General features: G+C 65.7%; 16 protein-coding genes. 3 read left to right on the forward strand and 13 right to left on the reverse strand.

Translation table 11 applies throughout. The features are described from left to right. Positions 1-149: 149 nt before the first annotated feature. Positions 150-1766, forward strand: a complete 1617-nt coding sequence (locus STRIP9103_RS36465; RefSeq protein ID WP_009331904.1) for a recombinase family protein — start codon at positions 150-152, stop codon at positions 1764-1766. Between the two features lie 206 nt (positions 1767-1972). On the opposite strand, the gene STRIP9103_RS47585 is transcribed toward STRIP9103_RS36465, so the two are convergent. From STRIP9103_RS47585 to STRIP9103_RS36485, 4 genes are all read right to left on the reverse strand, one after another. Next, on the reverse strand, positions 1973-3346 hold the full coding sequence (locus tag STRIP9103_RS47585) for a replication initiator (RefSeq protein WP_078614172.1): 1374 nt from the start codon (positions 3344-3346) through the stop codon (positions 1973-1975). 292 nt (positions 3347-3638) lie between these two features. After that, positions 3639-3836: a hypothetical protein gene (locus STRIP9103_RS36475; protein WP_009331928.1), complete on the reverse strand. Its 198-nt coding sequence runs from the start codon at positions 3834-3836 to the stop codon at positions 3639-3641. After that, on the reverse strand, positions 3833-5137 hold the full coding sequence (locus STRIP9103_RS36480) for an FtsK/SpoIIIE domain-containing protein (RefSeq protein ID WP_048821630.1): 1305 nt from the start codon (positions 5135-5137) through the stop codon (positions 3833-3835). Before STRIP9103_RS36480 ends, STRIP9103_RS36475 begins: the two co-directional genes overlap by 4 nt. Then, complete coding sequence (locus STRIP9103_RS36485; RefSeq protein WP_009331900.1) at positions 5137-5484, reverse strand: SCO3933 family regulatory protein; 348 nt, start codon at positions 5482-5484, stop codon at positions 5137-5139. The genes STRIP9103_RS36480 and STRIP9103_RS36485 overlap by 1 nt, the downstream gene beginning before the upstream one ends. Before the next feature lie 165 nt (positions 5485-5649). Between STRIP9103_RS36485 and STRIP9103_RS36490 the strand changes: the two genes are divergently transcribed. Continuing rightward, entirely contained in the window at positions 5650-6429 is a 780-nt protein-coding gene (locus tag STRIP9103_RS36490) for a GntR family transcriptional regulator (RefSeq protein WP_009331911.1), read from the forward strand. Between the two features lie 315 nt (positions 6430-6744). On the opposite strand, the gene STRIP9103_RS36495 is transcribed toward STRIP9103_RS36490, so the two are convergent. Further along, positions 6745-7044, reverse strand: a complete 300-nt coding sequence (locus STRIP9103_RS36495; RefSeq protein ID WP_009331893.1) for a hypothetical protein — start codon at positions 7042-7044, stop codon at positions 6745-6747. Between the two features lie 327 nt (positions 7045-7371). Next, entirely contained in the window at positions 7372-7929 is a 558-nt protein-coding gene (locus tag STRIP9103_RS36500; RefSeq protein WP_009331922.1) for an ATP-binding protein, read from the reverse strand. Between the two features lie 206 nt (positions 7930-8135). Here STRIP9103_RS36500 and STRIP9103_RS36505 point away from each other — a divergent pair, with 206 nt between their 5' ends. Further along, the gene (locus tag STRIP9103_RS36505) at positions 8136-9509 is read left to right on the forward strand and encodes a hypothetical protein (protein WP_009331942.1); all 1374 of its coding nucleotides are present in this window, start codon (positions 8136-8138) and stop codon (positions 9507-9509) included. 3 nt (positions 9510-9512) lie between these two features. Here the strand turns inward: STRIP9103_RS36505 and STRIP9103_RS36510 are convergent, their stop codons facing one another. The 7 genes from STRIP9103_RS36510 to mrdA all read right to left on the reverse strand — a co-directional run bounded on the left by STRIP9103_RS36510 (position 9513) and on the right by mrdA (position 21485). After that, the gene (locus tag STRIP9103_RS36510; protein WP_009331939.1) at positions 9513-10427 is read right to left on the reverse strand and encodes an aminoglycoside phosphotransferase family protein; all 915 of its coding nucleotides are present in this window, start codon (positions 10425-10427) and stop codon (positions 9513-9515) included. Between the two features lie 143 nt (positions 10428-10570). After that, positions 10571-13027: an nSTAND3 domain-containing NTPase gene (locus STRIP9103_RS47590; RefSeq protein WP_009331926.1), complete on the reverse strand. Its 2457-nt coding sequence runs from the start codon at positions 13025-13027 to the stop codon at positions 10571-10573. A gap of 111 nt (positions 13028-13138) precedes the next feature. Further along, entirely contained in the window at positions 13139-13555 is a 417-nt protein-coding gene (locus STRIP9103_RS36515) for a hypothetical protein (protein ID WP_009331918.1), read from the reverse strand. Between the two features lie 476 nt (positions 13556-14031). Further along, complete coding sequence (locus tag STRIP9103_RS36520; RefSeq protein WP_009331898.1) at positions 14032-15990, reverse strand: TIGR03960 family B12-binding radical SAM protein; 1959 nt, start codon at positions 15988-15990, stop codon at positions 14032-14034. A 196-nt stretch (positions 15991-16186) separates the two neighbouring features. Then, complete coding sequence (locus STRIP9103_RS36525) at positions 16187-17713, reverse strand: CYTH and CHAD domain-containing protein (RefSeq protein ID WP_009331944.1); 1527 nt, start codon at positions 17711-17713, stop codon at positions 16187-16189. Between the two features lie 176 nt (positions 17714-17889). After that, the gene (gene rodA / locus STRIP9103_RS36530; protein ID WP_009331909.1) at positions 17890-19086 is read right to left on the reverse strand and encodes a rod shape-determining protein RodA; all 1197 of its coding nucleotides are present in this window, start codon (positions 19084-19086) and stop codon (positions 17890-17892) included. Then, entirely contained in the window at positions 19083-21485 is a 2403-nt protein-coding gene (gene mrdA / locus STRIP9103_RS36535; RefSeq protein ID WP_009331916.1) for a penicillin-binding protein 2, read from the reverse strand. The genes rodA and mrdA overlap by 4 nt, the downstream gene beginning before the upstream one ends. Between the last annotated feature and the right edge of the window lie 43 nt (positions 21486-21528).

Below are 21528 nucleotides of genomic sequence, written 5' to 3' on the forward strand. Positions count from 1 at the left end.
TGCTGACGGCAGGTCAGTGGCTGTGCCCACTCCCCGCCGACTGCTTGACGGCCAGCGGCAGCAGCTTCTTCCCCGTGGGCCCGATCTGGATGTGCGTGTCCATCTGGGGCCATAAACCAACGCCTCCAAATCTGAGCTAGCCTGGCGGGATGGCGAAGCAGACTGGAGCGCGAGCAGCAGGACAGCGGCAGTACGACGTGGAGACGGAGTGGACGGAGGCAGACCTTGCCCTTCTAGAGGAGTTGAAGCACGCGGAGGCGCTGTTACCTGATGACGCCCCACGCGCGCTCTTGTCCGTTCGCCTGTCCGTGCTCACGGACGACACCACGTCGCCGGTACGCCAGGAACTGGATCTGCGCATGCTCGCCAGGGAGCGCGGGAGTCGGGTGGTCGGCGTCGCCAGCGACCTGAACGTGTCGGCGACGAAGGTCCCACCATGGAAGCGCAAGGCGCTCGGGGAGTGGCTCAACAACAGGGCGCCGGAGTTCGACGAGATCCTTTTCTGGAAGCTTGACCGCTTCGTACGACGGCTCTCCGATCTCAGCGTCATGATCGACTGGTGCCTGAAGTACGGGAAGAATCTCGTCTCCAAGTACGACTCGATCGACCTGACCACGACGGCCGGAAAGATCATGGTCACGGTCATCGGTGGCATCGCCGAGATCGAGGCGACCAACACGAGCACACGGGTCACGAGTCTCTGGGACTACACGAAGACGCAGAGCGCATGGCTTGTGGGCAAGCCGGCATACGGCTACACGACGAGCAAAAACAAGGATGACAAGACCGTTCTCGTCATCGACCGCGACGCTTACAGGGCGCTGCACTGGTGCCGTAAGGCCACGATGCGAGAGCGCCCCGCCTCTGCTCGGCGCATGGTCAAGGTGCTCGTGCGAGCCGGTCTCTGCGGGCCGGGGCTCACAGCATCGACCTTGCTGCGCCGCCTCAGGAACGCCGCCCTCCTGGGGTACCGCGTGGAGGAGAACAAGAGCGGAGGCGTACGCCGCTCCAAGGTCATCCTGGGCAACGACGGGAAGCCCATCCGCGTAGCAGACCCCGTCTTCACCGAGGCAGAGTTCGAGAGCCTGCAGAAGGCATTGGACAGGCGGGGGAAGAACCAGCCGACGCGCAACCCCGATGGAGCGACGAAGTTCCTCGGAGTCCTGCTCTGCGAAGACTGCGGCACCAACATGACCGTGCAGAAGACCAGCAACAAGGGCAGGTCGTACGAGTACCTGCGGTGCGGCAAGTGCCGAAGTGGAGGCCAGGGCGCACCCAACCCGGAGGAGATCTACGGTCAGCTCGTCGACGACGTACTGAGGGTCCTCGGGGACGAGCCGGTCATGGTGCGCGAGTACCACCAGGGCGCCGAAGCCCGTAGGGAGCTGAAGCAGCTCGAAGAGTCCATCAGCTACTACATGGCTGGCCTGGAGCCCGGAGGACGCTTCACGAAGACCCGGTTCACCAAGGAGAGGGCCGAGAAAACTCTCGACGACCTCATCAAGAAGTTGGAGGCCATTGACCCCGAGTCCACCACAGACCGATGGGTTGCCGTCCACAACGGCAAGTCGTTCCGGGCCCACTGGGAGGAAGGCGGCATGGAGGCCATGGCTGCCGACCTTCTTCGCGTCGGTGTGAAGTGCAGGATCAAGCGGACCAAGGTCAAGGGCGTACGCGCCCCGCGCATCCACATGAAGCTCATGATCCCGAAGGATGTGAGAGACCGCCTGGTGCTCAAGGAAGACGACTTCGCGGAAGCCTTCTGAAGCCGCCCAGCCAGTACGCATGCGGAGCCGCCTCCCGAGAGTCAATGGGAGGCGGCTTCTCGTCTCACGCAGACCAGGATGCGGAGTCAAACGGTTCCTCCGTACCGTCGTCGTCGACGATCACGATCTCGCTCTCTATGTGGCTCGCGCCCCTGCGGACGCCCGACCGCGATAGCCGCGACCACCAAGGCTCTTGCAGTTCACGTTCAGGCGGAGCAGTTATCGAACCCACTCCCCTCTTTCAGCACCTCCGCGCCGAGCCGCCTGGACGTCGCAAGGTCGTCGGCGACCCCGCCAGCGATGAGCGCGGCGCCGGGCGTATGGCCGGAGCCGATGTAGCGCCATTGCCCCTCAGTGACTGTGCCGGGAACTTCGGCATGGCCGACGTGGTGGGCACGTTCGGCACGTAGCGCGGCGTACGTCGTCGAGTAAGCGCGGGATTTGGTGAGGATGTGACCCCGGTAGCCGAGGGTGTGGGCCCAAGCCCGCAGGTGCAGGGGTGCGTACTCGGGTAGGCCGCCGAGGCGCCAGCACGTACGCATGAGGGTGCGGATGTGTCTGCTCACGGGTGCGGTGTCGAGGTCATCGCAGGTGGAGAGCTTGTGGTCAGTGCCGGCACCTGTCTCGCTGGCTCCCTTGGTGACGTACTTGGCGACGTATGCAGCTACGGCGTCGTCTGCGGACCCGTCGCCGTCGGTGTGCAGGGGGCGCGTGTCGATCTGGGAGCCCCAGCGGAGGGTGAGTTCGCCGACAGCGGGGCTGTAGGGAGTGCGGACGAGGACCCGCTTCGCGGAGGCTTGCACGGCGTCGGTGATCTGGTCGGCGGTGCCCCAGGCCGGGGGTGCGTCGCTAGGTCCGTTCGGGCCATCTAGGCGGACGACGGCGTGCACGTGGACGGCCGCCCGCTTCTGGTACTCGGCGACGCGAGCGAAGGACAGCCGGGCGTGGTCGGAGAAGCGGGACTGAACGAGGCCTGCCGAGGTGGCGAGGTGCCGCCGTACGCCGATGACGAAGCGGTCCCACAGTTTGCCTGCGTGCGCGTGCCAGAGCACGTGGGCTGTGTAGTCGTAGCAGTCGTTGCAGAGCGGTTGACCGACGGCAGAAGCGTCCGGGGCATGGACCGCAGCGCAGCCCGAGAGGCGCCCGTGTTCGCAGGTGCCGCGGTCGCGGCGGGGGCGGCATCGGTCGTCTCCCGCGCGGTGGACCGGGCCGAAGGAGGGAGCGGTGAGGGTGATGAAGAGCCGGGGGCGGTGGCGGACTGCGGCCGGGACGTTCTTGCCGCCGGTAAGACCCGCGCGGACGAGGTGGAAGGTGTCACCTGCGTGGAGTCGGGAGCACGGAGCGCAGACGGTTGCGCGTCTGTTGCGGCAGCGGACGAGGAGGCGTTCGCCGGGTTCGTTGCGAGTGTCGTAGTGGTGCAGAATCTCGCCGGTCGTGCTGTCCAGGGTGGTGGTTGAGCCAGAGAGGTGGACGGGGCGGGCGCAGCCACCGGTTGCGGTGACCTGGTCCAGCCAGCGGGCGAACTGGGGATCTTGGGCGAGGCGGATTGCATCGCGATCTGTTTCGGGGAGCTGACGCAGGCGCGCCGCGCGGTCGAGGACGGCGCGCCTGTCAGCCGGGGTGTCTGCCGGGGTGATGGTGGGGCCCTTTCGGGGTGGGCCGCCGAAGCGGCACGGGTGAGGGATGGTTGTGCGCGGTGGGGCATGGGGATCACCTCCGTTGAGCGGGTTGGGTGGGTGGGTTCAGCGGATGGTTCCGGTCCCCCGGCAGACGCGGCAGCGGTGTCGTCGACCGGTCCAGGCCCTACGGGCCCCGTCGCCCTTGCAGAAGGGGCACCTCACGCGCGGCATGGGCATGTCTCGCTCCGTTCTGTCAGGTGTGGGAGAAGCCGGTGATCAGCCAGGTGACGAAGCCGTGCACGGTGTAGATCACGGGCGTCTGGCCGAGGTAGAGGCCGAAGAGTCCGACGCAGACCGCTTCCCAGGCGCGGACGTCACGGGAGCGGACGAGGAGGACGGTGATGATCCCGAAGATCACCGCGAAGGTGAACGCCGTTCCTACGCTGATCACTTGTTCTCTCCTTCCAGCGCCGCCAGGGCGCGGCCGAGGGCGGGCAGTTCCGGGACCATTTCCGCGTGCTTCCGGGCGGTCGACACGGCTTGTTCGGTCGTCGTGAGGTGGGAGCGAGCACGGCTCCAGCCGCCGTCAGGGCCGGTGCAGACGGCCACGCCCTGTTCCTCCGCAGTGATCGACTGAGCGACGGCCACGGCGTCCTTGTTCAGGTCGCCCAAGGTCATCTCGGCCGTGCCGGGGTCGTTGACCCGGTGGCAGATACGGCCGCCGAGCTGCGCCCGCAGGGCAGTGACACCGGGCCCGAGGTCGGAGCCGACGCGTTGCCCGGCTACGACCAGGTGCAGGCCGAGCGCGGCCCCGAGCTGAGCCAGGCGTAACAGAAGCGTGGAGCACTGTTCGGCTTCCGCCTTGCTCTCGCGGGTGCCGTCCGAGAGGTACAGCTCTGCGATCTCGTCGACGATGACCACGACCGGGACGGGCCGAAGCTTGTCGGGCAGTTCCCAGATGGAGCGGACGCCGGCCGACCGGCAGGCCGCCATGCGGTCCTGCATGTCGACGACGAGTGTGCTGAGGATGGCGACCGCTTCGCGGCGGCAGGTCGCGAGGGCGCTCAACCGTCCGGCGAACAGGCCGAGTTCCATACCGCCCTTGCAGTCGATGCCGACCAGGGCGACGGGTTGCGGTGCGAGTTGAGCGATGAGCCGGGCCAGCAGGGTGGACTTGCCCGACCGGGTCGCCCCCGTGATGAGCCAGTGCGGGACGAGCCGCAGGTCCATCACCCAGGCGCCACCGCTTTCCAGTGCACCGATGAGGGCGGACAGCAGGGCAGCGGGCGCGGTTGCCAAGCCGGGCCGGGCCAGCGGATCGGATGCGGTCGCTGTCAGGAGCACGAGGCCGCGTTCCGGCGAGGTGACCCGCACCGCGTGCACACGCCAGGCGTGCACGAGCGCGTCCGCCGCCTTCAGATACGTCGCCGGGGTCTGACCCGCGTGCAGCCGTACAAGGACGGTCAGGCCCATGCGGGTGGCACGCGGGAAGTAGATCCTCGGAGCGATCGGCCGCAGTGGATCACCTTTGACCACCACGTCCCCGAGCAGCCCGCGCGGCGGACGCTTGGAGATGGTGAGGTCGTTGAGCATGGCGACCTTGCGCCAGGTGAACATCACCCGGCAGGCGGTCACCGGATAGCCGGCCAGGAACCAGTGCCAGAGGGGACGGTGCCGACGCACCAGGTCACCCACGACAAGCACCCACGCCAGTACGGCAAGCCCGAAGGCGAGCACGATGGAAGCGCTCATCACGCGCCACCGCCCTTGGCCGGTACCGGAGCTGCGTGCACGGGCGTGACGGCGTCGGCGCGGAAACTGATCCCGTGCCGGTCACCCATCGCCCAGGCGAACGCCGTCAGCCCGGTGACCTTGACGATCTGCCCTTCCTCAATCCCCTTCGGCTCACCGCTCACGGCGATCTCGATCACGGAGATCCGCCGCCTGTCCTGCCGCACGGTGACGGCCACGGTGTAGACGGGGTTGCCCTCTCGGTCCCTCTTGACCTCCTGCGTTTCGGAGTTACTGATCTTCGCCTCGGGCGCGATGGCGCACCGCAGTACGCCCAGTCGCGCCGTGTCCACGGGAATGGACTGCATGTTGTTCGGCCTCCTTGGCCAGTTCGGACGCCCATCTCATCCGGACGTCACTTGTCCTTACGAGTTACGACTATGGAGTGCTGTACGGCTAGAGAGCAACTACTTATGCTGACGAGTGACGTCGAGCGTGCGACGTGCCTATGACCTCAACCCGAAGGTGTCGAGATGACAGAGATCCAGCGCCCCGGAGCCCTGTACCAACAGGTCGCCGCCGCCATCCGCGAAGCGATCCTGTCCGGAGAGTTTGCGCCCGCTTCTCTGCTGCCATCCGAGGCACAGCTCATGGCTCGCTATCAGGTCTCGCGCCCGACTGTCCGCAACGCGATCGCGGCTCTGCGCGCGGAGGGCCTGATCGACGTCCGGCACGGCAAGGGCAGTTTCGTACGCTCCGAGCCCCAACCCGTCGTCAGCCTCTCGGGGCATGTAGGACGAACGCCCGAGGCGCATTTCGTGCTGCACGGCGTGGCCACGTGGGAGCAGGCCGAAGAACCGAGCACCTACCGCACGCACGCCACCGAAGCCACAGCACACCTGCTGGAACTCGAAGCCGAGGAAGCACTCTTCGGCTGTGACCGGCTTCTGACCGACCCCGCCACCGGAACCCGAGCCATGCACCGCACCCTGATCCCATTCGCCACAGCGGATGCAGTCCCCGATCTCGCGGAAGCACCGGAGACCGAACCCGCGACCGTGTACGCGATGCTGGCGGAGGCCGGACACGAGCTGTGGTGGTCCGAGACGGTCCGCGCCCGCATGCCACTTCCCGACGAGCGCACCGCGTTGCGGCTGCCCGATGCGACCCCGGTCCTGCATCTGTCGCGAGTCACGTGCGGCACCGACGACACCCCGCTGATCCTCGAAGAACTCCGCATCGGCGCAGACCGTGCCGAACTTGCCTACCGGATTACCACCGACAAGCAGCCCGCCCGGCGCACCCGCAGCTGAGCACCGACACCGATCGGTCGAATCTGTCTTCACTTCCTCAAGGGCGCGCCTGCGGCGCGCCGGGACGCCCGGCCGTCACGAGCCGGGGTCTGCGTGGCCGGGGGTCGACGGCCTCCGAGACTTTAGGCAGCTCCCATGGGGCGAGCCTCGAAGAACAGGGGGCCAATCGGGCACAACCGCGGGCAGGGCAGGTGCCTGCCCGATTCGCCGGGCGAGCGTAAGGCCCCCTGTTCACTCGCCCCATGGCAGCTACCGCCCAAAGTCTCTGCGGCCGGCGACGTGCCCACGTGCACCGCTCATCAGCGAAAACGCCACTCATGGGGCACCGCCGTCGCCGTCCGCGACTGCCTCCAAGATCCCGGCGAGGCGGTCCACGGCATCGGGCCATGCCACCAGCCGCACGACTCCGCGCCCCTTCTCGTCGGTCGCTGCAATCGCCCGTGACTCCGATAACTCAAAACCGGCGGCCAACAACGCGCGGTTCACGCGGTCGGCGGACTCCCGAGCTACGCGCCAGCCCGCCAGGTAGTCGACGCCCGGAACCCACAGACCGGGCTCCACTCCCCGCACGTCGTCGAGCCCATCTCTCAGCCAGTCCTCACCCGCACCCGTCACTGCATCCACCTCAACCCAATCTCACGTGATGGTTCGTCAACTCCCGTGATCCAAGGGCCAGTAGCGACGCAACGCGACGGCCCCGGTACCATCAGGCACCGGGGACCGTCGCGTCCCCTGCCGGGCCACCCTTCGCTTTCCAGGGCTGACGGGGTGGCCCGGTCTCGGTATGTGGTTGTGAGGCACGGCCCCCTTCTCGGGTGGGGAACCCGGATTTCCGAAGGGAGCCGCGCCTCTGGGCCAGGGAAGGTCAGTCCCGGCCCGACTCCGGGTCACCGTCCGCTCCCGATCGCGTAGGAGCAGACCGGCACGGCGACCCGGCGTTTGTCAGCCCCACCGTTCGGACCAGAGCCGCTCAAGGTCCAGGCGGGCCCACACGTGCTTGCCCCCGCCGCTGCGGGGCGACCACCACACCGCGTCAGCCAGGCGCTGAACGATCAGCAGCCCACGGCCCCTATCCGGGAGCAGCGCCTCGGAGAAGTCACCAGCCAACTCGGGCGAGATGAACTCACCCGCCGCCAGTTCCGGCGGAGTCGAATCCTCATCACCGACGCCGATGATCAACAGCTCCGGGTACGTCATCAGCGACACATCGATACGCCGTGCAGCACCCGGCAGCGTGAGCCGTTGATCCGGCACCGCGTGATGGACGACGTTGCCGACCAGCTCCGACACGATGAGTACCGAGTCGTCGACCGCGTGCGGCAACTTCCAGGTCTCCAGGTAGGAGCGGACCAGGTCCCGCGTGGCCCTGACGCAGTCCGGTGACTCGGCGAAGAGCGTGAGCGCCCGGAAGTGACCAGTGGACGGGTCGTGTGCCGAGCGGCGGCGCGGGGGAGGCACCTCCGAGGCATCCGCCAGGCGTTTGCTCTGCTGCGTTTCCACCGCATTCCCTCCCGAGCATTGACGAGCCCTGTAGCCCGCCGAACTGTGCCGACCAGTGAACGACGCAGAGGCGGTGACCGGGAGCGTTCACCAGGGGGTTCACGTGAACACCGGCAAACGTGATGGGGGTTCACCAATGAACCCCCCAGACGGTGCGGCTGTGACACGATGAACACTCGCTGTCATTCTCGGGTTGGCAGGGGAGCATGAGCCGAGAGCCGAACGCGCAGTTGATCGCCGTCATGGACGCGGCTGGAGTCTCGAACAAGGGGCTCGCCAAGCGAATGCGGGATGCCGCAGCGCAGCGGGGCATCCCTCTCGGGACGACCCATGTCGCCGTGCAGCGATGGCGAGACGGCGCAGGCATCCAGCCCCAGACAGCAGCGATCGCAGCGGACGTGCTCAGCGCCAAGTTAGGACGCCTCATCACACCCGGCGACCTGGGATTCTTCGGCCCGTCCCGCACGCCTGCTGCCCAGCCGATCAGCTACCCGAGCGATGTCAGCGACGTTCTCTCCGCACTGGGAGAACTCGCCGACGAACGAGCCGAAGCACCTGTCGGCGATCCCCTGCCTGTCGCGGATGCTGATCTCAGTTCAGCCGTCCTGTCGTGGATGATCGGGCGTCCCGACGGCGTCCAGGCCGACAGGCCGGGGCGCCAGCGGGTCGGGATGCGCGACGTGCGCGCAATCAGAGACGCAGCCGACATGTTCATGCAGCTCGACTTCAAGTACGGCGGAGGCCACGGTCACAAGGCGCTGCGCCACTACTTCCGCCACGAAGTCCTGCCCCTGCTGGACGCGAGCTACAGCGAGAAGGTGGGCACTGCGTTGTTCGGTGCCGCCGCCGAGGTGTCCCAGTTGCTCGCGTGGACCGCTTACGACACCGGAAACCATCAACTCGCCCACCGCTATCTCACGTCCACGCTGCGCCTGTCGCAGGTCATCGATGACCGCATGTTCGGCTCCCGCATACTTGGCAACCTCAGCCACCAGGCCAACTACCTAGGCAACCACGCCCAAGCCATCCAGCTTGCCCGCGCAGCCGTCGAAGGCGCCAAGGGCCGGGCAACCCCACGAGCCATGGCGCTCAACTCAGCGATGGAGGCCCGCGCACTGTCGAATGCAGGCGACCCAGTCGCGGCCGGCCGCGCGATGAACGAAGCAGAGCGCTACTTCGAGCGTGCCGACGGAGCCGAGGACCCGCTATGGCTCGGATACTTCGACTCCGCCGAACTCATGGGCGAGATCTCTCACTGCTTCCGCGATCTCAAGATGCGCCGCGAGTCGGTTCAGGCTGCACAGCGCGCGGTCGATGACACCGACCCGAAGTACGCCCGCACCCTCGGGTTCTGCCGCATGGTGCTCGCCCAGAGCCACCTACTGAACGGCGAGTTGGAGGCCGCCGTCACAACCGCCAGCCTGGCCGTGGACGGCGGAGACAGCCTCCAGTCTTCCCGCTTCCAGCGCTACGTCACCGACTTCCAGGCCGAGGTGAGCATCCACGCGGCGAACCCGGTCGTGGCCGCCTTCAACGACCAGGTGCAAGACGCACTCGCCCGCCTGGAAGACGACGAGTAGCCACTACCAGGGCCGCCAGTCCCGAGGCGCATCGTCATTGCGCAGACCAGCGATGCGCCGGCGGTACTCAGCCGCCGTCTTCTCGTCCTCCTGCACGTTCTGCATGAGCCACGTCGTCATTCCGAACTCTTGCAGGCCACGCAGCGTCTCGTAGCCGTGCCAGTCGTACAGGTCCCGCCCGTACGCTGCCACGAAGTCGGCGTACTGAGCGTCGGTCTGCCACCCAAGACTGTGGTGCTCAACAGCCGTGACCATCAGATCCCACTCAGGGTGATCGAAGCAGAATGCCTCGAAGTCGATCAGAATCACGTGCCCCCGGTCCTCCACCATGAGGTTCTGCACGTGAGCGTCCCCATGCACAGGCCCCTTGGGCGTCTCGAACCGCAGCTCGGCGTACTTGTCCCGCAGCTCCCGCCACCGCTTCCGCAGAAAGACCTTGTCATCCTCCGGAATCACGGCCCGGTCCAACCGCAGCCCTTGCTTGTCGAAGGGGTCGAACGAAGGCAGCTCAAGCCCCTCAGGCACCGTCAGGGAGTGCAGATCCCGCAGGATGCCCCCCAGCTCCCCGTAGGTCGCCTTCCGATCACCCTCGACGATCAGATGCCAGAAGGTCACGGGGTGACCTTCGATCACGAGCGGCTGCTCAAGATCCTCGACGATGCGCGCCGCGGGGAACCCTTCCTCCGCCAGCCACCGCGAAACGGCTACCTCTGTACGTGCCTTGGGCAGCCACTCCCGCCCACGAGCCACACGCACAATCACTGGCGCTGACGCCAGCCGGAACAACGCGTTCTCCCCAAGCCTGATCAACTCCGCGTCTCTGTCGTCGAGCCCCGCCGCCCGGCACGCGGCGAACATCACCCGCGCAGCCCCCTCCGACGTGAACCCCTCTTCCGATCGAGCAGCGTCAACCGCCATGCCCGTACCAGCTCCCCTAGTCGCGCGCGATCAACCGGCGCACGCCTACGGGTGACCAACCCGACGCGCACCAGACACGACCTCGACCGTACAGAACAGGGCGTACCTTGTGTCTACCTCACTTGGGAGTGCTCCTGAGCAGGCTATCTGAGCGAATCAAACATTGCGTCAATACCACGACCTTCCGAAAATCCCTGCAGAACCTCACTCAGGGAGAATTCCTGAGGATTGGGTGAGCCATTTCCGGCATCTCGACGCTCTTGAGCCGCCATGCGCTCCTCATAATATTGATCATCCTCAAAGTCGCTTCTTGCTTCTTCAGCTGCCAGACGCTCATGACAAGAGTCCAGCGTCGGAGTGCTCACTCGGTCTTCTACATCGAGTTCCACAGCAACACTCATTAGGCCCCCAACCGCTTCTTCACAGTCAGAAACGCTAGCCGCTTCGCTGGCACTCTTCCAATCCCACTCTTCCGCGAAGGACAGAAATTTTTCGCGTAGCTCTTCTACCTTCTGCGCCGCATTGGTAATTTCGGGCAGTCCTGGCATATTGAGCAACCGGAGATATTTCTCAAAGTCGTCAGGGTAACTCAAGTCGTTAGAGCACACTTCAAGCGCTAGATCCCGCAGCCTTGGGATGAGCGCGGAATTTTCTTCAGCAGCGGCAAGGCGCTCGATAATTTCGACTTCGTTATCTAGATCTGAGTATGAAGTGGCCAGCAAGGCGTTCTCTAGTCGGACTAGGCAGTCCGCAATCAGCTCATCCTTCTGAGCAACGGAGAGGAGTGCACCTCCCACACGATCATCGATCCAAAGAATGAAGCGATCCCGATTGGGTTGGGTCCATCCTTCCCTCCGCGGCTTCGACTGTACTGCAATCCAAGAACTCGATCTCTTTTCGCGCACACGAAAGAGGGCCTGCGAGAATTCACCCATGGAGAATTCAGGCCTAATCCGCTGAGTATTTCGCGCAGCAGCAGAGACGCGGAGATGAGCCTTGACTATATATTCCTTGTAAATGTTACCTTGCGCCCAAGTCCAGATAGTCGTCAACTGCTCAAAGAAGATGCAACCTGCGATCAGCTCATCCAATTCGGAACGACGGGATGCCAGGTATCCGCACACATAGTCACTGAAAGAAGGGTTCGAAAAACCAACCAACGTGACCTGACGGTTTTCCGCAACAGCACTAGACGACGTGGCGACGCTCTCAACATTCACAAAAGTACCTTGCAGCCTCTTTAGTGCTGCCATAATTTGCCTACGCCCTGAGGGACGAGCTCCACCTACCGACTCATAGGCGAGGACGGCCTCTTCGAGGTCAGGGAGCTCCACCTGCGTCTGAAACGTGGAGAGTACGGCCAACAGGTTCCTTTCCGCATCAGATAGCTGATCCTCATAGATGGTCTCCCATAGGCGCGATGGGTCATCGAGAGCACTTTCTGCATATTCGCTAAAGCTCGAAGAACTCGTTCCACCCTCTTCATACGTAGCCGTGATCAACTCGATCAGCCGCGGGTTGTAGTTGCGATGATCAATTAGTTCACGATACTTCTGCCCCTCCAAAAGGGATACCCGAACAGGATGCGACAAGCCCGAGAAGTAGATGTGACTGTAGAGAATGTGAGCTTTCTGGTGGCGCGTATAGTGGCGCAAGTCCAGAATAAATCTCTTATGGTCGAGAGCCGCAACGCGCTGCAGAGGTTCGTACGTTTGTCGAGCTTGACGCAAGATATATTCACGAGTGGTCAGTATCAGCCTCTTATTACGCGCACCCTGGATTCGCTTAATAACCTGAGCCAGGCGACTATCCTCATTCTTGTTCATTTTATTGATTAGGGAATTCTGGCCAAGGAAGTCATCATAGAAGAATATCTGCTTCTCGTCACCTCTCCATACCTTCTCAATATCGGAAATGTCCTCTGAGGCGATATAGATGTTCCATTCATCAGAGATCGCCTTAAGGAGAAGCATTTCGGCGAGCGTTGTCTTCCCGATTCCCGGCTGCCCCGAGATAAGGCACGCTCGATGCTCTTCCAGCATTTTTTGCGCTTGAGGGAATGCATCATTTTGAACATACAATTTACTGCGGGCCGAGATGTGCTCGACAAGACCGGCACTCCTTTCGTAGACTTCGGAGTGAAGAAGTCTCTGCAAGACTGCCGTCGACGTGATCCACAGTTTAAAGTTCTTTTGTTCCACTCCTGGATGGAGGCGTAGATAGTTCTCCAGATCGTCGACCCCCCACACATCATTCTCGGCTAGGCTCACGCCGGAAAACATACGCGAAATTTCTTGCTTGTTGGCGCGTGTTAGGGAGGCGCTACATACGAGCATGTATCGAGAGTCGGGGTTGAATTTCCCCGAGACCTTCGTCGCCTCTCGCTTAAGTTCGCCCTTGATGGCAGAAAAAGTCTTACCGGGCGTATGTTTGCACTGGACGATAACTTGTTCTTTGTTGTCGCGATAGAGTCTTACGTCGATGCCGCCATCCCGCCCAGGGGGAAACGTCTCTAGGCGTGCCCCTGTCTCTGCTTGCAGGATGTCCCGAACCAGAACCTCAAAGTCGTAGGGCGACAAGTCTCCGTAGTTTCTAGCCACACGCCCATCATGCCCCAACTCCAGTCTGGTGGTGCCACTTCAGGGCAGGCTGCCGAGCAGGAGTCGCCGGAAAGGATCCAAGAACTGACGCAGTTGGGGTGGCTCCCAAGTTCAGTTGCTGGCAGCCCGGTTGAAGCTGGTGACGTTGAGCTTGAGGCCTTGCACACTCTTGAGAGTCGTGGGGTACTCACCGCGAGCGGTCTGGCCAGGTTGCACATCGGTCTCCAGTTGAGAACCGTTCGCCATTCGAGTGCCGCTGGCATCGACCGCCTCCCAGTCCCATGAGTAGTTGGACTTCTTGCTGCTGCTGTTCTTGATCGTCCAAACAACCCAGATATTGGTGATACCGGCTTCTGAGCGGTCGTCCAGCTGGAAACTGACGAGATCGGCGCGTTCGCCGTTGCCCTGCGGTTCCTGCTTCGTCTCATGCGGCGTGTTCTCAGCAGTGGTCTTGCTGGGCGCAGGTGTGGTGCTCTCATCTCCATCGCCCAGCGCGATCACCAGTGCGACCGCGATGATGACAACCACCGCGAGAGCGCCTGCGCATCCCCAGAGGCAGGCACGACCCGGCCGCCTCTTCTGTGGGGGTCCGGCAGGTGCTGACCACCCCCTGGAAGGCGGAGGGCCGTCACTCGGGCGCCCCCAGCGAGCACCACTCTCTTGAGGTCCTCCCGCAGGCGGCTCGCTGGCCGGCATGTCTGCCTCCTCCGTAGCGGATAGCGCCACGCTAGGAAGCCAGAGAGCCCCTCGCGAACCCAGCGCATCCAGTCAGGCGACAGTGGCCGAGGGCCGCCCTCTCTCCCAGGCCATCAGACCCTCAGACCCACTCCACCTCGGAATGCACAGTTGGCGAGCCTCCAGGAGGCGGCAAGGGCGTTATCGACGTCTCCCGCACGGCTCCCCGCCGTGTGGACTGCGCGCCGAGCGCTCGGAGGACAGCAGCTGCCTCTTCCTCGCCGCCGTCCCCCAGCACCTCCACGATGCGCCGTAGCGCCTCACTCACCTCAGTGACCGTGCCCGTGTCCGCTGGTCGCAGCGTCCTTCTTGACCGTCAGCGGCAGCAGCTTCTTGCCCGTCGGGCCCGTTTGTGGCCATGTGTCGAACTGCGGGCACACCCCGCAGTCGAAGCACGGGGTCCAGCGGCAGTCCTCGACCTCCGTTTCGTCGAGGGCGTCCTGCCAGTCCTCCCAGAGCCAGTCCTTGTCCAAGCCCGAATCCAGGTGGTCCCAGGGCAGGACCTCCTCGTATGTGCGCTCGCGCGTCGTGTACCAGTCGACGTCCACACCGAAGTCGGCGAGCGCCTTGTCCGCGCACTGCATCCAGCGGTCGTACGAGAAGTGCTCGCGCCAGCCGTCGAATCGGCCGCCGTCCTCGTAGACCGCACGGATGACCGCACCGATGCGGCGGTCGCCGCGGGACAGCAGGCCCTCGACGATGCCCGGCTTGCCGTCGTGGTAGCGGAAGCCGATGGAGCGGCCGTACTTCTTGTCGCCGCGGATCTTGTCGCGGAGCTTTTCGAGACGGGCGTCCGTCTCCTCCGCGCTCAGCTGCGGCGCCCACTGGAAGGGGGTGTGCGGCTTGGGGACGAAGCCGCCGATCGAGACCGTGCAGCGGATGTCGTTGGACTTGGAGACCTCGCGGCCCTTGGCGATGACGTTCATGGCCATGTCGGCGATCTGGAGGACGTCCTCGTCGGTCTCCGTCGGCAGGCCGCACATGAAGTACAGCTTCACCTGACGCCAGCCGTTGCCGTACGCCGTGGCGACGGTCCGGATCAGGTCCTCTTCCGAGACCATCTTGTTGATGACCTTGCGCATGCGCTCGGAGCCGCCCTCGGGGGCGAAGGTCAGGCCCGACCTACGGCCATTGCGCGTCAGCTCGTTCGCCAGGTCCACGTTGAACGCGTCCACGCGGGTCGAGGGGAGCGACAGGCCGATCTTGTCCTCCTCGTACCTGTCCGCCAGACCCTTCGCGATGTCACCGATCTCGCTGTGGTCCGCGGAGGACAGCGACAGCAGGCCGACCTCTTCGAAGCCCGTCGCCTTCAGGCCCTTGTCGACCATGTCGCCGATGCCGGTGATCGAGCGCTCGCGCACCGGGCGGGTGATCATCCCCGCCTGGCAGAAGCGGCAGCCGCGCGTGCAGCCGCGGAAGATCTCCACCGACATGCGCTCGTGGACCGTCTCCGCGAGCGGCACCAGGGGCTGCTTCGGGTACGGCCACTCGTCGAGGTCCATGACGGTGTGCTTGGACACACGCCACGGGACACCGGACTTGTTGGGCACGACGCGGCCGATGCGGCCGTCGGGGAGGTACTCGACGTCGTAGAACGCCGGGACATAGACCGAGCCGGTCTTCGCGAGGCGGAACAGGACCTCCTCGCGGCCACCCGGCCGGCCCTCCGCCTTCCAGTCGCGGATGATCGCGGTCATGTCGAGCACGGCCTGCTCGCCGTCGCCGATGATCGCCGCGTCGATGAAGTCGGCGATCGGCTCGGGGTTGAAGGCCGCGTGGCCGCCGGCGAGGACGATGGGGTCGTCGAGCGTGCGGTCCCTGGACTCCAGCGGGATACCGGCCAGGTCCAGCGCCGTGAGCATGTTCGTGTAGCCGAGCTCGGTGGAGAAGGACAGGCCGAGCACGTCGAAGGCCTTCACCGGGCGGTGGCTGTCCACCGTGAACTGCGGGACGCCGTGCTCCCGCATCAGCGCCTCCAGGTCCGGCCACACGCTGTACGTGCGCTCGGCCAGGACGCCCTCCTGCTCGTTCAGTACCTCGTAGAGGATCATGACGCCCTGGTTGGGCAGACCGACCTCGTACGCGTCCGGGTACATGAGCGCCCAGCGGACGTCGCACTCGTCCCATGGCTTGACGGTGGAATTGAGCTCGCCACCCACGTACTGGATCGGCTTCTGCACATGCGGGAGCAGGGCCTCAAGCTGTGGGAAGACCGACTCGACAGACATCGCGAACCTTCTTGGACTGGCAGGGGTGACCATCAAGCCTAACGCGCCTGAGACCACCCCTTGCACAGCGATCCGATACCCCGTGCCCGGCGGGGAGCACCAAGGCAAGCCCCCGACTGTCGGTCGACTCGGGCGGACCACCTCCGCGCCGACGGGGAAGCCGTGCATCAGATCGAACGACCGGGGCCCCGCCGGGTCAGACGCGGACGCGGTCCTTGATCGTCTTCCAGACGTCGGGCAGTTCGGCCTCGCGGTCCGCCGCCACCCTTTCCTCACGCCCGTACAGCACCCCGTATGTGAAGGAGTTCTCCCCGGCCGCGTGTGACTGGAGGGCGATGTCGCGCAGGGCCTCGCGGGCCATCACGCTGTCCTGGTGGTCGCCGAGGAGGCTCTGGAGCGACTTCATGTCCTTGGCCAGGCTCTCCGCCGACTTGCCGAGGGCGGGTGCGGCGGCCTCGGCCGCGTAACGGGTGCGCTTGGCCTTCTTGCGGGCCTCGTGCATGGCGAAGTCGCGCTCGGGGCCCGACGACGGCTGGTCCAGCGCCTCCTCCACCAGCGCCGACACCTTGGCGAAGTCCCGCTTGACCGCCTTGGTGATCACCTTCTCGGGATCGCCGTCGGCGGCCTTGAGCAGCGGTGGGTCGGCGACCACCGCGTCGAGGGACTTCAGCAGCTCCAGATACCGCTCCCCGTTCAGTACGGCGATCAGCCGGCGCCGGGAGCCGGTGCTGCGGGCCCCTGCCCAGGTGTCGAGGCGGGTGCGCACGGGGCCGGTCACCAGGCCCTCGGGGAGGTCGCCGATGGCCGCCGTGAGGCGTTCCGTCAGCACCTCCTGGTCGCGGTCGAGGCCCAGCTCCCCCGCCAGCCACTTCAGCTCCTCGCCGATCGGGTCGGTGACGCCCCGGTCCAGGACCTTCCCGTACGACTTGAAGGTGCTGCGCAGTCGGCGTGTCGCGACCCGCATGCTGTGCACGGAGTCGAAGACGTCACGGCGCACGGCCGGGTCCAGCTCGACGATCGCGTCCCGCTGCGCGCTCACATAGGCGAGGACATGATCACCCGACGTGACGGCCTTCCCGCCGGCCCTGACCTTTCCACCCCGCTTCCTGCCCTTGCCCTTTTTCCTCCGTGCCGTCTCCTCCAGCGCCCTGGCCAGCTTCGACGCCGACGCGGACGGCCGTATCCCCGCCTTGCGCAGCTTCTTGTCGACCTTGGTCAGGAAGTCCGGGTCGACGCCGTCGGCCAACTCCACCTCGATCTCGGACCACTGGGCGGTACGGCCGCCGTCGGTGAGCCGTTCGGCGTGTACGGCGTCCACGCTGACCTCGGCGAGCGGGGTGCCGTTCGCGTCCAGCAGATCGCTGATGTCCCTCGTGGAGCGGAGGCGGACCAACGGCACCAGCTCGGTCTCCCGGACCCGGGAACGGACAAGCCCGGCGAGCTCGCCGGGCAGTGTGTCGGACAGCGGGGCGCGGATCTCGTCCCGCACCCCGGAGGAGACGGGGAACTTCAGATGCCAGCCCGCGTCGGAGCCCCCGGTGCGGCGGCGCAGTGTGATCCCGGAGGCGGCCAGGCGTTCGTCGGGGGTGTCGTAGTAGACGGCGTCCAGCTCCGCCATGCCCTTGTCCAGCACGGTGGCGACCCCGGCCACACCGGTGAGGTCGGGGAGGCCGCTCTCGTCGGACTCGTACTTGAGCTCGATCTCGCGTTTGGTGTCCGCCATGGACTGAATCTAGTCCCAGTTCGGTAAAAGAGGCAGACCACCCGTGCCCCGAAAGGAGCACGGAGCCCTGACTCATGTGGCCCGCCGCGTGGGCGCGACAAGCCACAACGAACCCGCGGCTGCCCCGACAACGCGCAGTCCCTCCATGCTTCGGATCGGCTCCCCGAGCGGAGCGCCTACGCCGACATGGGACGCTGCACCCTGATCGACTGCAGCAACCCCACCGCCACCCACACCGCGAACATCGACGAGCCTCCGTATGACACGAACGGCAGTGGCAGGCCCGCCACCGGCATGATCCCGAGCGTCATCCCGATGTTCTCGAACGCCTGGAACGCGAACCAGGCGATGATCCCACCGGCCACGATCGTGCCGTACAACTCGGTGGTCTCGCGGGCGATCCGGCAGGCACGCCAGAGGACCACGCCGAGCAGCACGATGATCAACCCCGCGCCGACGAACCCGAGTTCCTCCCCCGCCACCGTGAAGACGAAGTCGGTCTGCTGCTCGGGCACGAACTGCCCGGTGGTCTGCGACCCCTTGAACAGCCCGGTGCCGAGCAGCCCGCCGGAGCCGATGGCGATGCGGGCCTGGTTGGTGTTGTAGCCGACGCCGGCGGGGTCGAGCTCGGGGTTGGCGAAGGCGGCGAACCGGTTGATCTGGTACTCGTCGAGCACCCCGAGCTGCCAGACCAGCACCGCCCCGAGCGCGCCCGTGCCGATGAGACCGAAGACCCAGCGGTTGGAGGCACCGGAGGTCAGCAGCACCCCCAGGACGATGACCACCATGACCATGACCGAGCCCAGGTCGGGCATGAGCAGGACGATCAGTATCGGGACGGCGGCGAGGCCGAGGGCCTGGACGACGGTGCGGTGGTCGGGGTTGGGTTTGTCGCCCGCGTCCACTCTGGCCGCCAGCAGCATCGCCATGCCCAGGATGATCGTGATCTTCACGAACTCGGAGGGCTGGAGCGAGAATCCGCCGCCGATGACGATCCACGCATGGGCGCCGTTGATCGTCGCGCCCAGCGGGGTGAGCACCAGCAGGATCAGCAGCACCGAGATGCCGTACAGGATCGGCACGGCTGTGCGCAGGGTGCGGTGGCCGAGCCAGACCGTGCCGACCATCAGGGCGAAGCCGATACCGGTGTTCAGCAGGTGCCGGAACAGGAAGTAGTACGGGTCGCCCTGGTTGAGTTCGGTGCGGTTACGGGTCGCCGAGTAGACGAGGGCCGAGCCGATCAGGGAGAGCGCGATGGCCGAGAACAGTATCGGCCAGTCGAGCCGACGGGCGAGCGAGTCGCGCGCGAACAGCCGCGCCCACCCGGAGCGTTCGGGTCCGTACCCGGAGACGGAGAAGCTGTTGCCGGTCATGCGGTCCTGCGCCTCCGCCTCTTGTCGCCCCCACGACGGCCTCCGCCGCCGTCCGTACGCCGTCGCGCCGCCCGATTGCCGCCGCCACCGCGAGTGCTGACGATCGCCGCCAGGTCATCGACCACCACGGCTCGTTTGCCCTCCTCGGCCGCCACGACCCTCGCACCCTGCCCAGTCGCCAAGGCCCCCGTCATCACGGATCCGGCGCCCTGCTCGGCGAGCACCGGCTGGGCCGCCGGGCCGGCGGCGAGGGTCTGGGCGTCCTCGGCGGCCTGCTCCTCCTCGGTCTTCTTCGGCGGGTACGACTCCAGCTTCGGCGCGTCGATCGAGCCGTCGGCCTCGATCTTCGGCAGCCCCTTCTCCGGGGTGTACAGCAGCGCCTTCTTCTTGTCGATCTTGCCGTCCTCGGAGACGCCGTACAGCGCGTTGTAGAGCTTGCGCACGGCGGGCGCCGAGGCGCCGGAGCCCGTACCACCCTGGGAGATCGTCATCACGATCGAGTAGTCCTTGGTGTACGTGGCGAACCACGAGGTCGTCTGCTTGCCGTAGACCTCGGCGGTACCCGTCTTGGCGTGCATCGGGATCTCGTCCTGCGGCCAGCCCTGGAAGCGCCAGGCTGCCGTACCGCGGGTGGCGACTCCCGCGAGGGCTTCGTCTATCTCGTCGCGGGTCTTCTGCGACATCGGCAGCTTGCCGTGCGACTTGGGCTCGATCTCCTGCACCTGCTTGCCGTCGGCGCTGATGATGGCCTTGCCGACCGTCGGGTCGTACAGGGTGCCGCCGTTGGAGATGGCCGCGTAGATGGTGGCCATCTGGATCGGGGTCACGAGGGTGTCGCCCTGGCCGATGGAGTAGTTGACGGAGTCACCGGCGCGCATCCGGTTGCCTTCGAGACAGTTCTCGTACGCGATCTGCTCGGCGTACGTACCGTCCTTCTTGCCGGTCCTGCACCAGGCGTCCTTGTTGGCCTCCCAGTAGTCCTGCTTCCACTTGCGGTCCGGGATGCGGCCGGTGACCTCGTTGGGCAGGTCGATGCCGGTCTCGGCGCCGAGACCGAACTGGTGGGCGGTCTTGTAGAACCAGTTCTTGGCGTTCTTCTTCGGCTTGATGCCACCGTCGCGCTTCCACTCCTCGTGCGAGAGGCGGTAGAAGACCGTGTCGCAGGAGACCTCCAGGGCGCGGCCGAGGCTGATCGGGCCGTACCCCTTGGACTCGAAGTTCTTGAAGACCTGGCCGCCGATGGAGTACGAACTGGAGCACTCGTACGGGCCGTCGAAGGAGTAGCCCGCGTTCACCGCGGCGGCGGTGGGGACCACCTTGAAGATGGAGCCCGGGGCGGACTGGCCCTGGATCGCGCGGTTCAGCAGCGGGTAGTTGGACTTCTTGCCGGTGAGCTTGGCGTAGTCCTTGGCGGAGATGCCGCCGACCCAGGCGTTCGGGTCGTAGTCGGGGTTGGAGGCCATGGCGACGACGCGGCCGGTCTTTGCCTCCATGACGACGACGGCACCGGAGTCGGCCTTGTAGTTGGTGCCGGTGTTGCGGTCGACCTGTTTGCGGGCTTCCTTCATCGCCTCGTTGAGCTCGTACTCGGCGATGCGCTGCACGCGGGCGTCGATGCTGGTGACCAGGTTGGCGCCGGGCTTGGCGGGGTCCGACTCGGCCTCGCCGATGACGCGGCCGAGGTTGTCGACCTCGTAGCGGGTGACGCCGGCCTTGCCGCGCAGCTCCTTGTCGTACTGGCGCTCGAGGCCGGAGCGGCCGACCTGGTCGGAGCGGAGGTACGGCGAGTTGGTGTCCTGGGCCTTGGTGATCTCCTCGTCGGTGACCGGGGAGAGGTACCCGAGGACCTGGGCGGTTCTGGAGCCGCCCGGGCCGGCGTAGCGGCGGACGGCCTGGGGTTCGGCGGTGATGCCGGGGAAGTCCTCCGAGCGCTCGCGGATCTGCAGGGCCTGCTTGGCCGTTGCCTCGTCGGTGATGGGGATCGGCTGGTAGGGCGAGCCGTTCCAGCAGGGCTGCGGGGTCTCCGAGTCGCAGAGGCGGACCTTGTCCATGACCTCCTTGGGCTTCATGCCGAGGACACCGGCGAGCTTGGTGAGGACGGCCTTGCCGTCGTCGTCCATCTTCAACAGCTCGGTGCGAGAGGCGGAGACCACCAGACGGGTCTCGTTGTCGGCGATCGGCACACCGCGCGCGTCCAGGATCGAGCCGCGCACGGCGGGCTGCACCACCTGCTGGACGTGGTTGCCGGAGGCCTCCTTGGCATAGACGTCGCCCTCGCGGATCTGGAGGTACCAGAGGCGACCGCCGAGGGTGCCGAGGAGGGAGAAGACGAGGATCTGGATGATGACGAGCCGGATCTGGACCCGTGGGGTCCGCCCGGTCTCCGGGATGTTGGTCACTGCCTCCCCCTCTCAGTGCGCGTACAGGTGGTGCGGATCGTGC

Origin of the sequence: Streptomyces ipomoeae 91-03 (assembly GCF_000317595.1) — a bacterium.
GTDB lineage: Bacteria > Actinomycetota > Actinomycetes > Streptomycetales > Streptomycetaceae > Streptomyces > Streptomyces ipomoeae.